Origin of the sequence: Aestuariivirga sp., from assembly GCF_020252395.1 — a bacterium.
Classification (GTDB): Bacteria; Pseudomonadota; Alphaproteobacteria; order Rhizobiales; family Aestuariivirgaceae; genus Aestuariivirga.
Genome location: NZ_JADCDB010000001.1, coordinates 70550 through 84858, shown reverse-complemented (window position 1 = coordinate 84858; position 14309 = coordinate 70550). Strand labels below are relative to the sequence as shown.

11 protein-coding genes are annotated in these 14309 nt (G+C 65.2%); 7 read left to right on the top strand and 4 right to left on the bottom strand.

The window, feature by feature from the left end; genetic code table 11:
* Positions 1-82 precede the first annotated feature (82 nt).
* On the top strand, positions 83-1390 hold the full coding sequence (gene glnT, locus IOC82_RS00395) for a type III glutamate--ammonia ligase (RefSeq protein WP_290544360.1): 1308 nt from the start codon (positions 83-85) through the stop codon (positions 1388-1390).
* Between the two features lie 180 nt (positions 1391-1570).
* Here the strand turns inward: glnT and IOC82_RS00390 are convergent, their stop codons facing one another.
* Positions 1571-2515, bottom strand: coding sequence for a GlxA family transcriptional regulator (locus IOC82_RS00390; protein ID WP_290544186.1), 945 nt, complete (start codon positions 2513-2515; stop codon positions 1571-1573).
* Positions 2516-2606: 91 nt separating this feature from the next.
* On the opposite strand from IOC82_RS00390, the gene IOC82_RS00385 reads away from it, so the two are divergent.
* Genes IOC82_RS00385 through IOC82_RS00370 form a run of 4 tightly spaced genes read left to right on the top strand, consistent with a single transcriptional unit; the run spans position 2607 to position 7646 of the window.
* On the top strand, positions 2607-3857 hold the full coding sequence (locus IOC82_RS00385) for a sarcosine oxidase subunit beta family protein (protein ID WP_290544359.1): 1251 nt from the start codon (positions 2607-2609) through the stop codon (positions 3855-3857).
* A 12-nt stretch (positions 3858-3869) separates the two neighbouring features.
* Positions 3870-4169: a sarcosine oxidase subunit delta gene (locus tag IOC82_RS00380; protein ID WP_290544185.1), complete on the top strand. Its 300-nt coding sequence runs from the start codon at positions 3870-3872 to the stop codon at positions 4167-4169.
* Positions 4166-7084 carry a sarcosine oxidase subunit alpha family protein gene (locus tag IOC82_RS00375; RefSeq protein ID WP_290544184.1) on the top strand — a complete coding sequence of 973 codons (2919 nt, stop codon included), beginning with the start codon at positions 4166-4168 and terminating at the stop codon, positions 7082-7084. The genes IOC82_RS00380 and IOC82_RS00375 overlap by 4 nt, the downstream gene beginning before the upstream one ends.
* Positions 7077-7646 carry a sarcosine oxidase subunit gamma gene (locus tag IOC82_RS00370; RefSeq protein ID WP_290544183.1) on the top strand — a complete coding sequence of 190 codons (570 nt, stop codon included), beginning with the start codon at positions 7077-7079 and terminating at the stop codon, positions 7644-7646. Before IOC82_RS00375 ends, IOC82_RS00370 begins: the two co-directional genes overlap by 8 nt.
* A 122-nt stretch (positions 7647-7768) precedes the next feature.
* Here IOC82_RS00370 and IOC82_RS00365 read toward each other — a convergent pair whose 3' ends face one another.
* Positions 7769-8941, bottom strand: a complete 1173-nt coding sequence (locus IOC82_RS00365) for a pyridoxal phosphate-dependent aminotransferase (RefSeq protein ID WP_290544182.1) — start codon at positions 8939-8941, stop codon at positions 7769-7771.
* 141 nt (positions 8942-9082) lie between these two features.
* Between IOC82_RS00365 and IOC82_RS00360 the strand changes: the two genes are divergently transcribed.
* Positions 9083-10648 carry a glucan biosynthesis protein gene (locus IOC82_RS00360; RefSeq protein WP_290544181.1) on the top strand — a complete coding sequence of 522 codons (1566 nt, stop codon included), beginning with the start codon at positions 9083-9085 and terminating at the stop codon, positions 10646-10648.
* Complete coding sequence (gene mdoH / locus IOC82_RS00355) at positions 10621-12501, top strand: glucans biosynthesis glucosyltransferase MdoH (RefSeq protein WP_290544180.1); 1881 nt, start codon at positions 10621-10623, stop codon at positions 12499-12501. The genes IOC82_RS00360 and mdoH overlap by 28 nt, the downstream gene beginning before the upstream one ends.
* Before the next feature lie 40 nt (positions 12502-12541).
* Here mdoH and IOC82_RS00350 read toward each other — a convergent pair whose 3' ends face one another.
* Positions 12542-12949 carry a DUF126 domain-containing protein gene (locus IOC82_RS00350; RefSeq protein WP_290544179.1) on the bottom strand — a complete coding sequence of 136 codons (408 nt, stop codon included), beginning with the start codon at positions 12947-12949 and terminating at the stop codon, positions 12542-12544.
* Positions 12946-14244: an aconitase X catalytic domain-containing protein gene (locus tag IOC82_RS00345; RefSeq protein WP_290544178.1), complete on the bottom strand. Its 1299-nt coding sequence runs from the start codon at positions 14242-14244 to the stop codon at positions 12946-12948. Before IOC82_RS00345 ends, IOC82_RS00350 begins: the two co-directional genes overlap by 4 nt.
* Positions 14245-14309: the final 65 nt, after the last annotated feature.

The following is a 14309-nucleotide window of genomic DNA, read 5'->3' as shown; positions in this document are numbered from 1 at the left end:
CTGATGACAATCCCCGGCTTCCTGAGTAAGGATGCCGGGATCTTCAAAACAAGACCAACAAGACGATACGGGAGTGATACGGATCATGGGCGATCTCGCCGCATATGCCAAGAAAAACGGCATCAAATTCTTCCTCTTCAATTTCACCGACCTCTTCGGCGTGCAGCGCGCCAAGCTCGTTCCGGCGGAAGCCGCGGCCAAGATGCAGAAGGCCGGCGCGGGTTTTGCGGGCTTCGCGACGTGGCTCGACCAGACGCCCGCCCACCCCGATATTCTGGTGATGCCCGACACCAGCTCCATCATCCCGCTGCCGTGGCGCCCCGAAGTGGCGTGGGTTGCAGGCGAACCCTGGATGAACGGCGAGCCGCTCGCCCAGGCGCCGCGCGTCGTGCTGCGGAAGCTCAGCGAGCACTACGCCAAGAAGAACATGAAGCTGATGGCCGGCGTCGAGCCCGAATTCCACCTGATCAATGCCGATGGCTCGGCCGTTTCCGACAATCGCGATACCGCGGAGAAGCCCTGCTACGATCAGTCGGCCATCATGCGCCGCCTCGACGTCATCTCGGAAATCTGCACGACGATGACGCAGCTCGGCTGGGGCCCCTACCAGAACGACCATGAGGATGCGAACGGCCAGTTCGAAATCAACTGGAACTTCTCGGATGCGCTCACCACCGCCGACCAGGTGGCCTTCTTCAAGTTCATGGTGAAGTCGATCGCCGAGAAGCATGGCCTGCGCGCCACCTTCATGCCAAAGCCCTTCATCAACCTCACTGGCAACGGCTGCCATGTGCATCTCTCCGTGTGGACGAAGGACGGCAAGAAGAACCTGTTCGAGGACCCGAAGGGCGAGCTCGGCGTTTCCAAGCTCGGCTATCACTTCCTGGGCGGCCTGATGCACCATGCGTCCGCCATGTGCGCCATCACCAACCCGACGGTGAACTCTTACAAGCGCATCAACGCGCCGCGCACCATCTCGGGCGCCACGTGGTCGCCGTCTTCGATCACCTATGGCGGCAACAACCGCACCCACATGGTCCGTATTCCCGACTCGGGCCGGGCGGAGTACCGCTTGCCGGATTGCTCCGCCAACCCCTATTTGCTGCTGGCCTCCATCCTGGTCGCCGGCATGCATGGCGTGGAAAAGCAGATGGACCCGGGCAAGCGCCTCGACATCGACATGTATGCCGAGGGCCACACCATCAAGCACGCCAAGAAGCTGCCGCTGAACCTGCTGGACGCGCTCAGGAACTTCGAGCAGGACAGCTATCTGCAGGAGATGCTCGGCCACGAAGTCTCCAGGGGCTACCTCAAGCTCAAGCACAATGAGTGGAATAACTACTGCCGCCACCTGACGCAGTGGGAGCGCGACACCACGCTCGACTGCTGACCCCGCGTCAGAGAGGGAACATGGAAACCCGGTGCAGGCGACTGCGCCGGGTTTTTGCTTGATGACACACCAACCCCTCATGTCCGTCACCCCGGCGAAAGCCGGGGCCCAGCTTTGGGCATTGGCCACGCGGAAAGCTGGATCCCGGCTTTCGCCGGGATGACGGCATTGAGGAGTGAGCTATTTTCTTTCCGAGGCCGGCGTCACGCCGAACGCCTCGCGATACGCCCGGCTGAAATGACTGGCGCTCGAAAAGCCGCAGCCCAGCGCGATTTCGGTGATCGGCACGGCAGACTGGCGCAGCAGGTCGCGTGCCCGCTCGAGCCGGATCCGGCGGTAGTGCGCGGCATAGCTGGAGCCCAGCTTCCCGGAAAACAGCCGGTCGACCTGGCGCGTGGACAGCCCGATGCGCCGCGCCGTCTCGCTCCTTTTCAGGGGCTCGCCCGGGTGGCTTTCCATAAGCTCGAGTGCAGCGGTAAGGCGATCGTCATGCACGCCATAGCGCTCGGTCAGCGAAGCCCGCTGCGCTGACTGCGCCGGGCGGATGTCGGTGTGCATGAACCAGTCGGACACCCGCCGCGCCAGTTCCGGCCCGTGCCGCTCGGCGATCAGCGCATGCATCATGTCGAGCGGTGCGGTGCCGCCCGCACAGGTCAGGCGGTTGCGGTCGACGATGTATATGGAGCGCGTCAGCATGATGTTGGGGAAGCCTTCGGCCACTGCAGGTGCATGCTCCCAGTGCACCGTCATGTGATAGCCGTCCATGATGCCGGCACGCGCCAGGATCACCGGCCCGCCGGACACGCCCCCGATGCGCAGGCCGCGTGCCGCCAGCGTCTTGAGCCACTGCAGCGTGACGCGGTCCTTGAAGGCCGTCGGGTTGCCGCCGGCGCAGACCAGCAGCAGGTCGAGCTTCACCGCGTCCCCCGCCTTCACCGGGCAGGGCACCGTGGCCCCGCAGGAGGCGGTTACGGTCGCAGGCCCTGGCGAGATGTGGATCCAGCGGTAAAGCTCCTTCCCAGCCAGCAGGTTGGCGGCCCTGAGCGGCTCCACGACGGACGCATAGGACATCAGCGCGAAGCTCGGAATGAGCAGCAGGCCGACCGTCTGTGGCGTCTCAGGCATGGCGCAAATCTATCAGGAAATGGCTTTTTCCCGCAAGACGTGGCCACCCCTCCGGCGCTACACAGGAAACCTCATCTTCCAGGACCAGCGCATGCGTTACAACGTATTCTCGCTCATCAAGAACACCCTCTCCGGCCACAAGAACTGGGAGCCCGCCTGGCGCCAGCCCGAGCCGAAGAAGGAATATGACATTGTCATCGCCGGCGGCGGCGGCCACGGCCTGGCGACGGCCTATTATCTCGCCAAGGAACACGGACTCAGGAACATCGCGGTGCTGGAGAAGGGCTGGCTCGGCTCCGGCAATATCGGCCGCAACACCACCATCATCCGTTCCAACTACATGCTGCCCGGCAACAACCCGTTCTATGAATGGTCGATGAAGCTGTGGGAGAATCTCGAGCAGGACTTCAACTTCAACGCCATGGTCTCGCAGCGCGGCGTGCTCAACCTCTGCCACACGGACGCACAGCGCGACGCCTTCGCGCGCCGCGGCAACGCGATGCGCATCGATGGCGTCGATGCCGAACTCCTTGACCGCGAAGCGGTGCGCGAGATGTATCCCTTCTTCGACTATGACAATGCCCGCTTCCCCATCAAGGGCGGCCTCCTGCAGCGCCGTGGCGGCACGGTGCGCCATGACGCGGTGGCCTGGGGATTCGCCCGCGGCGCCGACAGCCGCGGCGTCGATATCATCCAGCACTGCGAGGTGAAGGGCATCAACGTCGAGAACGGCAAGGTCGCCGGCGTTGACACCAACAAGGGCTTCATCAAGTGCAAGAAGCTCGGACTGGCCACGGCGGGCAATTCCTCCGAGACGGCCAAGATGGCCGGCATGCGCCTTCCCATGGAAAGCCACGTGCTGCAGGCCTTCGTCTCGGAAGGACTCAAGCCCTATATCGACGGCGTCGTCACCTTCGGCGCCGGCCATTTCTATGTTTCTCAGTCGGACAAGGGCGGCCTCGTCTTCGGCGGCGACATCGATGGCTATAATTCCTATGCCCGCCGCGGCAACCTGCCGATGGTGGAGCATGTGATCGAGGCCGGCGTTGCCATGATCCCCTCGCTCGCGCGCGTGCGCGTGCTCAGGTCCTGGGGCGGCATCATGGACATGTCGATGGACGGTTCGCCCATCATCGACAAGACCCATATCCAGGGCCTCTATCTCAACGCCGGCTGGTGCTATGGCGGCTTCAAGGCAACCCCCGCCTCCGGCTGGTGCTTCGCCTACACCATTGCCAGGGACGAACCCCACAAGCTTAACGCCGCCTATCGTCTCGACCGGTTCAGGACCGGCCACATGATCGACGAAAAGGGCCAGGGCGCAACGCCGAACCTGCACTGACGGATCACGCACATGCTCATCCCATGCCCCCATTGCGGAACGCGCCCCGTGGAAGAGTTCACCTTCCTCGGCGATGCCGCGCCCACCCGCCCCACCACGAATGACCCTTCCTCGATGGAAGCCTGGTACGAATACGTCTACCTCCGCAACAACCCGCGCGGGACGATCGACGAATATGCGCATCACTCCGGCGGCTGCCGCGCCTGGCTCGTCGTCCAGCGCAACACCGAAACCCATGAAGTTTACGGCGCCGTGACGGCGCGCGCCTTCGCGAGCCGCAAGGAAGCGGTCGCCAAGGGAGAGCAGGCATGACCTCCTACCGTCTCGACAAGGGCGGCCTCATTGACCGCGAGTCAGCCCTGCGCTTCACCTTCGACGGTGCGCTGCATATCGGCCGCGCCGGCGACACGCTCGCCTCGGCGCTGATGGCCAATGGCGTCAGGCTGATGGGCCGCTCCTTCAAGTATCACCGCCCGCGCGGTGTCATCACCGCGGGCGCTGCCGAACCGAACGCACTCGTGGAACTGCGCGAGGGCGGCCGCAAGGAGGCGAACACCCGCGCCACCATGATCGAGCTCTATGACGGCCTCGTCGCCAAGAGCCAGAACAACTGGCCGTCCCTGAACTTTGACGTCGGCGCCATCAACTCGCTGGCGTCGTCGATGTTTGTCGCGGGCTTTTACTACAAGACCTTCATGTGGCCGAAAAGCTTCTGGGAGAAGATCTACGAGCCCATCATCCGCCGCGCCGCGGGCCTCGGCACAGCGTCCAAGCTGCCGGACCCGGACAAATACGAGAAGTCCTACGCCCATTGCGATGTGCTGGTGATCGGTTCCGGCCCCACCGGCCTGATGGCGGCTCTTGCCGCCGCCCGCCAGGGCAAGCGCGTGATCCTGGCCGATGAAGGCGCCCGCCTCGGCGGCTCTCTCCTAAACGAGCAGGAGGAGATCGGCGGCCAATCCGGCTTCGACTGGTCGCAAGGCATCATCGCCGAGCTCGCCTCGCTGCCCGACGTCACGCTGATGCCGCGCACCACCATCATGGGCTGGTTCGACGGTAACATCTTCGGCGCGGTGGAGCGGGTGAGCGACCACCTGCGCGTGCCCGATCCTTACGAGCCGCGCCAGCGCTACTGGAAGATCCATGCCAGGCGCGCCGTGCTGGCGGCGGGCTCGGAAGAGCGCCCAGTGGCCTTCGGCGGCAACGACATACCGGGTGTCATGCAGGCCTCCGCCATGCGCACCTATGCCAACCGCTATGCGGTGGCGGCGGGCCGCTCGGTTGTCGTCTTCGGCGGCAATGATTCGATCTACCGCACGGCGCGTGACCTGCGGTTCCACGGCATTCACGTCGAGGCCATCGTCGACAGCCGCAAGGACGCGAAGGCCGATCCCGGCGGCGTTCACGTCATCCGCGGCGCGATGGTGGCCGATGCGGTGGGCGGCAAGGCGGTGAAGTCCGTGCACCTCACCAACGGCATGCACATCAATTGCGAAGCCGTTGCCATGTCCGGTGGCTTCAGCCCCATCGTCAATCTCGCCTGCCACCGTGGCAAGAAGCCCATGTGGGACGCGAATCTTCTGGCCTTCCTGCCCCCCGACAATGGCGAGGCCTTCACCGTTGCGGGCTCCGCCGCCGGCAAGATGCTGCTGTCCGAATGCCTCGCCGATGGCGCGGCCAAGGGTGCGGCGGGCGGCAGGGCGATCGAGGCGCCCAGGTGCCGTGACGAGGCCTTCGCGATTTCGCCGCTCTGGTGGGTGAAGGAGGCCCGGGCCAAGGCCTTCATCGACTACCAGAACGATGCCACTGCCATGGACCTGCCGCTCGCCGCGCGGGAAGGTTACTCCGACGTCGAGCTCGCCAAGCGCTACACGACGACCGGCATGGCTACCGACCAGGGCAAGCTCGGCAACATCAATGCCATCGCCATCCTGGCGGAGGCGACGGGCCGGACGATGGACGAGGTGGGCACCACCACCTTCCGTCCCTTCTACACGCCCGTCTCCTTCGGCGCCTTCGCCGGCCCCTTCACCGGCCACCATTTCCAGCCCGTCCGCAAGACGCCGCTGCATGACTGGGCGGAAGAGCAGGGTGCCGTCTTCGTCGAAACCGGCTTGTGGATGCGCTCCTCCTGGTTCCCGCGTGAGGCCGAGGACTGGCTGGCCTCCGCCTCGCGCGAGGTTCTCACCACGCGCGGCTCCGTCGGCATCTGCGATGTCTCGACGCTGGGCAAGATCGACGTCCAGGGCAAGGATGCAGGCCAATTCCTCGACAAGCTCTACTGCAACACCTTCTCCACCCTGGCCGTCAGCAAGGCGCGCTACGGCCTCATGCTGCGTGAGGACGGCATCGTCTATGACGACGGCACCACCTCGCGCCTCGCCGAGGATCACTATGTGATGACCACCACCACGGCCAACGCCGCCAAGGTGATGGCGCAGATGGAATTCGCCCACCAGGCGCTCTTCCCCGATCTCGACGTCACCTATGTCTCGGTCACCGAGCAGTGGGCGCAGATGGCGGTGGCGGGGCCGAAGTCCCGCGCCACGCTGCAGAAGCTGATGGACGAGCTGGTGATGACGGACGAGACGGTACCCTACATGGCGGCCCTCGAGGTCACCATCATGCATGGCATTCCGGCGCGCCTGTTCCGCCTCTCTTTCTCGGGCGAGCATGCCTATGAGCTGGCGGTGCCTGCCGATTACGGCTCCATGGCCGCGCGTGCGGTGATGCAGGCGGGCGAGGAATTCGGCATCTGCCCCTATGGCGTCGAAGCCCTCTCCATCATGCGTATCGAGAAGGGCCACGTGGCCGGTGGCGAGTTGAACGGCACCACGACCGCGGGCGATCTCGGCATGGGCAAGATGGTGTCCACCAAGAAGGACTTCATCGGCCGCATGATGGCGCAGCGTCCGGGCCTCGTGGATCCGAACCGCCAGCAGGTCGTCGGCATCCGCCCGGTCGACCCGTCGCACCGCATCCGCGCGGGCGCCCATCTCCTCAAGAAGGACGACACGCCATCGCTGGCCAATGACCAAGGCTATGTGACGGGCGTCGCCTGGTCGCCCATGCTCAACATGTGGGTGGGCCTGGCGCTCTTCGCCAATGGCCGCGCACGCCATGGCGAAGTCGTGCAGGTCTGGGATGGCCTGCGTGGCCACCTGGTGCTGGGCGAGATCTGCGATCCCGTCCATTTCGACAAGGAGAACAAGAGACTCCATGCCTGAGACAGCACACATGACCGAACGCACATTCAACCGTGTTTCTCCCTTGCAGGACGTCGCCGTGCAAGGCCGCTTCGGCGCCGACAGGGGTGCGGTGGGCGTCAGTTTCACCGTCCGCCATCCGATGTCGATCATCACCGTGATCGCGCGTGCGGGGCAGGGCGCGGCAACGGCTGAAGCGCTGAAAGGCTACGACGCCCAATGGGCCGGGCCGGACCAGTGGTTCGTGCTGGCCGAGGGCCGCGGCGAGGGCGCGCTCTACCGCGAACTCAAGTCGAAGCTCTCAGGCCTTGCCTCAGTGAGTGACCAGAGCCACGGCCGCGTGATCATCCGCATCGCCGGCACCAAGGCCCGCGCCGTGCTCGCCAAGGGCACGCCGGTCGATCTCCATGCCGATGTGTTCCCGGCCGGTAAGTCGGCGCTCACCCAGATGGCCCATGTCGGCGTCCACCTCACGCGCGTCGATGCGGACACTTACGACCTCTCGGTCTTCCGCGGCTTCTCGGAAAGCTTCTGGGAATGGATCACGGAACAGGCGGAAGAGTTCGGCTATCAGGTGATCTGAATATTCGCTGCTGAATGCTCATCATGGCCGGGTCTGTCCCGGCCATCCTTCTTGATGGCCGCCCTCACCCCTGTCGGTCGTCAACCCCCGGCTTCCGCCGGAATGACGGAACTTATTAGGATTTAAGCCCTTTCCGCCAGCCGCACGATGCGCCTGCAGGCTTCGGTGATCTCATCGACCCCCACCGTCAGTGCGATCCTCAAATGCCCGGCACCGCCCGCGCCGAAGCTTTCGCCGGGCATGGTGACGACATTCTCTTCTGCCAGCAGCCGCCGTGCGAAGTCCTCGCCTGAAAGGCCGGTCTTGCGCACGTCCACCATCACGAACATGCCGCCCTCCGGCATGCGGGCGGAAACCTTGCTGGAGCCTTCGAGCGCCTTCACCAGGGCGCGCGCCCGCTTCTCGTAATTGGCCTTCATCGCGTCGAGCTCGGGGAAGTGGTTGTCGAGCGCGAAGGCCATCGCGTCCTCGAGGAACGGCTGCGAGCCGAACAGCATGGTCTCGGTCACCGGAATGCAGCGGTCGCAGAACTCGGATGACGCCGCGATCCAGCCGCAGCGGAAGCCGGGCATCGCATGCGATTTGGAGATCGACGACACCACGATCGTCCGCTTCTCCAGCTCCGGAACGTCGAAGGGCGAGGCGAAAACATGGTTGCCATAGGTGAGGGTGGCATAGACCTCGTCGGAGATGATCCACAGATTGTGCTTCTCTGCGACCTTGCCGATCTTCTCGATTTCGGTGCGGGTGAACACCGCGCCCGTTGGGTTCGACGGCGAGTTCATCAGCAGCACGCGCGAACGGGGCGTGATGTGCTTCTCGAGATCGGCGGCCTTGAGGTGGAAGCCATGGTCGGGGTCGACCTTGACCGGAACGGGAATGCCGCCCGCCGCCGCGATCACGCCCTCATAAGTGGCGTAATAGGGGTCGGCCATCAGCACCTCGCCGCCCTCGTTCACCACCGTCATCATGGCGGCATAGAGTGCCGTCTGCGTGCCGGGCAGGTAGATGAACTGGTCCTCGTGGATCGAGCGTCCCGTCTGCCGGGTATAGAGGCGGGAAAGCGCGCGGCGGACGTTGGCCTCGCCCCGGCCCTCGGCATAGCGGATGCGGCCGGCACGCATCTGGCGGTTGGCTTCGTCCAGGATGGCGGCGGGAGGGGGCGCGTCGGGCTCGCCGATCGACAGGAAGATCACCGGCTCGCCTTGTGCGGCCCGGCGCTTGCCCGCGATGTGCACAGCCCATTTTTCGGAGCCTAAACCGTTCAGCCGCTCCGTCACTTGCGCAAATTTCATCTTGGAAACCCTTGTTTGGCCGCGCTCTTAGTGCATGGCATGAGCGCGGTCGAGTGGCCCCCGGCTGTCATCCGAGGGTCTTTACATTTCTGGAGGTTGGGATATTTTGTGCATTGCACTATCTTCCCGGATTTTCCGAGCATGAATTTCTCACGGCGTCAGCTCCTGGGGTCGGCGGCACTGCTTGGCGCGACGATTGCGTCGCTGCACGCGGGCGCGATCCCTTCCTTCGCGCAGGCGCCCACCGGCCTGTTCATAGAGCAGTCCCCCTTCGCCGAGGATCATGTCCGCAAGCTGGCTGAAGCGCTGGCCCAGAAGCCGTGGGAAGATCGCAAGATCGCCATGCCGCCGGGCTGGGAGAAACTTACCTACGACCAGTACCGCGACATCCGCTTCAACCCGGACAAGTCGTTCTGGAAGGGTGAGCCGCATCAGTTCTCCTTCGACCTGTTCCACTCGGGCTTCCTGTTTACCGCGCCCGTGGACGTACACGTCGTCCAGGACGGCGAGCAGGCCCGCATCAACTACAGTCCGGAGCTTTTCATTTTCGGGCCGCTGGCGCCCAGGACAGACGGCAAGACCGACCTCCACTATTCCGGCCTCAGGCTCCGTTACCCGATCAATTCCAGGGATTACAACGACGAGTTCGTGGTGTTCCAGGGCGCCTCCTACTTCCGTGCCGTCGGCAAAGGCATGATTTACGGCCTCTCGGCCCGCGGCCTCGCGGTCGATACCGGCCAGCCCAAGGGCGAGGAGTTCCCGGCCTTCCGGGCCTTCTGGGTGCGCAAGCCCGACGCTGCCGCAACGACGATCGTGGTCGAAGCGCTGCTGGACAGCCCCTCGGTCACCGGCGCCTACAAGTTCTCGATCAAGCCGGGCGACGACACGCAGATCGACGTCGAGCTCACCCTCTACCCCCGCCGCGACATTGCGCACGTGGGCATCGCGCCGATGACGTCGATGTTCCTGCTCGATCCACTCAGCCGGCCGGTCGACGACTACCGCCCGGCGGTCCATGACTCGGACGGGCTGATGATGCAGACCGGAGCGGGGGAATGGCTGTGGCGCCCGCTGGCCAACCCCAGGACGCTGCAGGTCTCGGCCTTCATCGATCAGAGCCCCAGGGGCTTCGGCCTGATGCAGAGGAAGCGCGACTACCGCGATTTCATGGACCTTGAGGCGCGCTACGAAAAGCGCCCCAGCCTATGGGCGGAGCCCATCGGCGACTGGGGGCAGGGCGACGTGGAACTCTACGAAATTCCCACCCTGTTGGAAACCAACGACAACATCGTGGCCTTTTGGCAGCCCAAGGACGGGCTGAAGCAGGGCCAGAGCTATTCCTACGTCTACCGCCTGCACTGGTGCCTTGACTGGCCGGGGGACGCGGCCGTGGCCCGCACGGTGTTCTCAGGCGCCGGCACAGCCCCGAATTTCGCAGCCGATCCGCCATCTTATGACCCAGATCTGCGGCTCTACATTCTGGAATTCGATGGCGGGAACCTCGAGGGGGACATCGCGGCGGATGTCACGGCTTCGGCGGGGGCCATCTCGAACGTGCATATCGTCAAGAATGACGTGGCGAAGACCACGCGGCTTGCTTTCGAACATAACGTCAATGGGGCAGATGTTGCGGAATTGCGCGCCGTGCTGAAGCGCGGCGACAAGAAGGCAAGCGAAACATGGCTCTTCCGGTGGACCAGAAGCTGACCGGCGCGATACCGGCCGAAGCGCCGCTCGCCATGCCCGTGCAGGACCTCCGCGCGTGGGCGGGCAAGCGCGTGTCCGCCGGCAATCCGCGCAGCGTCACGCTGGCCCGCCTCTTCGTTTTCGGCACCTCGCTGCTCATCACCGGTTTCGGCACCTGGAAAATGTACCAGGTCATCAGCCCAGTGAACGTGACGGCGCTGCAGGTGCTCTTCGCCACCTTCTTCGCCCTCACCTTCGCCTGGATCGCCTTCTCCTGCGCCAGCGCCATCCTCGGCTTCCTCGTGCTGCTCTTCGGCAAGACCAGGCTGCCGCCGCTGGCCGAGATGGCGGATATGGGCCGCACCGCACTCCTCATGCCTATCTACAACGAGGACCCGGAGCGCGTCTTCGCCGCCCTCTCGCGCATGGGGCTCGCGCTGCGCCGCGAGGGCGCCGCCCGCCACTTCGACATCTTCGTGCTCTCGGATACCCGGAAGGATCACATCGCCGCGGCGGAGGCCGATGCCTATGAATGGCTGAAGCGCCAGCTCGGCCCCGTCATCAGGGTCTATTACCGCCGGCGGGAGAACAACCATCACCGCAAGGCCGGCAACATCGCCGACTTCGTCACCCGCTGGGGTGCGGCCTATGACCACATGATCGTGCTCGATGCCGACAGCGACATGACAGCCGGCGCCATGGTTACGCTGGCTCGCGCCATGGCGGCGGATCCGAAGTCCGGCATCATTCAGTCGCTGCCGCTGCTGCAGAACCGCTGGACGCCCTTTGCCCGCATGACGCAGTTCGCCGGCCGCGTCTATGGCCCGCTGGTGGCCGCCGGGCTTACCGCCTGGCATGGGCGTGACGGCAATTACTGGGGCCACAACGCCATCATCCGCACCAGGGCCTTCGCCGGGGCCTGCGGCTTGCCCGAACTCAAGGGCCGCAAGCCATTCGGCGGCCATGTGCTCAGCCACGACTTCGTCGAGGCCGCACTCATCCGCCGCGCCGGCTGGGCCGTCACCATGCTGCCCGCCCTCACCGGCTCCTACGAGGAAACGCCGCCCTGCCTCATCGACCTTGCCACGCGTGACCGGCGCTGGGCCCAGGGCAATCTCCAACACATGAAGATCGTAGGCTCACGAGGCCTGCACTGGATGAGCCGCGTGCACTTGATCCAGGGCATCATGTCCTACCTCGCCTCGCCCTTGTGGCTCATGCTGCTGCTGGCGGGCCTGCTGCTCGCCACCGTGGCGCGCCACACGGCGCCCAATTATTTCCCAGACAGCTTCTCGCTCTTCCCTGTCTGGCCGGTCTTCGACCCGGAACTGGCGCTCAGGCTCTTCGCCATCACCTTCGCCGTGCTCTACCTGCCCAAGCTCCTGGCCCTTACCCTCGCGCTGAAGGATTCGGAGCTTCGCAAGGGCTGCGGCGGCGCCATCGGGCTCATCAAGAGCGTGCTGGCGGAAACCTTCGTCTCCATGCTGCTGTCGCCCATCATGATGCTGATCCAGTCGCGTGTGGTCGCGGATGTGATGATCGGCCGCGATTCCGGCTGGAACGCCCAGAACCGCGACGACCAGGCCATGCCCTTCAAGGCCTGCGCCAAGGTCCATGCCTTGCACGTCATGGCGGGTCTTGCATTCGGCGTTCTGGCCTTCCACCTCTCCTGGGCCACCTTCCTGTGGCTGTCGCCTATCGCTGGCGCCCTCATGCTCGCGCCGCTTGTCTCGTGGTCGACGGGCCTGCCGGAATTCGGCCGCAAGCTCTGGCACTGGAACGTCTTCCGCATCCCGGAAGAAGCCCCGCGCAAGGCCGAAGAGTTGGTGGCCGAAGTGATGCAGCCCGAGCCGCTGCTGGAAGCTGCGCAGTAGTTCTTGGTCCTCTCGCTGAAGCGGAAGAAGACGTGAAACATCACTCCGCTCTCACCACCCCATCCGCCCTGATCGCGATCCGCTTCGCAGCGCGCAAGCTCTCCAGCTCCTGTGCCGTCACGCACGCGATCACGCAGCTCCGCCCATAGAGTGTTGCCGCCACCTCCGCTCCCACCGCGAGGTTGATGTCGGCCTCCGCAAGGATGATCGCCGCCGGCGCCGTGCCGAGCCGGATCGCCTCGGCGATGGCGCCGGGTGCGGAGCCCGAGCCACGCGTTTCCGTCATCACCAGCACCGTGTCCTTCACGCATTGGCCCCGCTGCGGGTGATGCACGTCGATGATCTCGCCCGTCCGCGGCTCGAAGGCGCCCCAGAAGCTCAACGGTTCGCCGAGCGGGAGGACGGGGCCCTCCGCCGTGCCGGAGGTGAGCATGCGCGCCCTGATCATGCGTTGGTCCACAGGGCGGGGTCGCGCCACACCGCGCCGCGAATGGCGCTTTCCACGCATTCCTTCAGCGAGCCGAAGGCCACCTCCACGCCCAGCATGCCTGGCGCGTAATAGGCCCACTTGGCAGCATTGGTCATCACGCGTCCGCGCAAGCCCCGCACGCGCGGCGAATGATAGGTGCACACATCGACGGGCACCTCGACGCCGGACGCTTCGAGCGCCGCGAGGAAGCCTTTCGCCCGCGCCATCGCGCGCACGCCGCGGCTGGTCGACACCAGCATCGGCAATCCCGCCTTCACGCGCCGTCCATCGAACAGCCGCACGAGCGCCTCGAACTCGCCAAGCCCGAAATGCGGCGTACCCAGCGCCACCGCATCGAGCGGCCCGTCGCGGGCGGTGGAAAGATCGCGATGCGCGCGGGTAAGGTCCTCCGCCGTCACCCGATATGTCTCGCCGCCGCCAAACACCGCATCGAGAACTGGCGCCTCTGGCGTCACGCCCACGGCGTGCCACAGCTCCACCCCACCCGAAGACGCCGCGGCCGAACTGATCGCCTTCAGCGCGAAAGCTGGCGTACCGGAAAGAAGGCCGGAGATCACCGGCACCCGCCGCCCGGCAAGCCGCCCCGCATGATGGCCGGTCAGATGCGCGAAGATATCCTCGCGCCGCCAGGATTCCGGCAGTGCGGAAGCATCGATGTGCAGCTCCGCCCGGCGGCCTTCGTCGCGGTGCAATCCCGCATCTGGCGCAAAACCGGTGAGCGCACAGGCCACGTCGAGATAGTCGCCATATTTGTTGGTCCGTGCGCCCACCACCGAATTGTAATAGGACACGGCATTGGACTCACCCACGGCAATATGGTCCCCCAGCTTCGGCCCGCCGGGAAGCTGGTAAGGCGCGCAGGTCCAGGTGGGCCGCGTTCCCAGCCGCTTGTAAAGATGCATCAGCTCCGCGGCGCCCGCCACCATCTCGGGGTCTTCCTCGCGCGGCCTCAGCGACGGATCGGCAAGGCTGACGACGCCATTGTTGGTCCAGGTCTCGACGCTGAGCGCAGCGCCGTTCCCGGTCAGGAAGCGCACGAAATCGACATGCGCCCGGCCTGTGTAGAAACAGGCATCCAGATGCGCGAAGGAAATCGGGATCAGCCGCTCCGCCCCCATGATCTCCGCCGCCTTGACGACGAGTCGCGCGGCCAGCTGCATCGCCGGGCCATGATCGCCGGCGAGCTGGGCGCGGGTCTGCTCGGGGAGGTCCATCACCGCACCGCAAAGACCAAGGACGCCGTCATCCCACATAATTCCGTCATCCCGGCCTTCGCCTGGATGACGATGGAAGGTGAGGGCAAGGCGCGGCCCCTCAC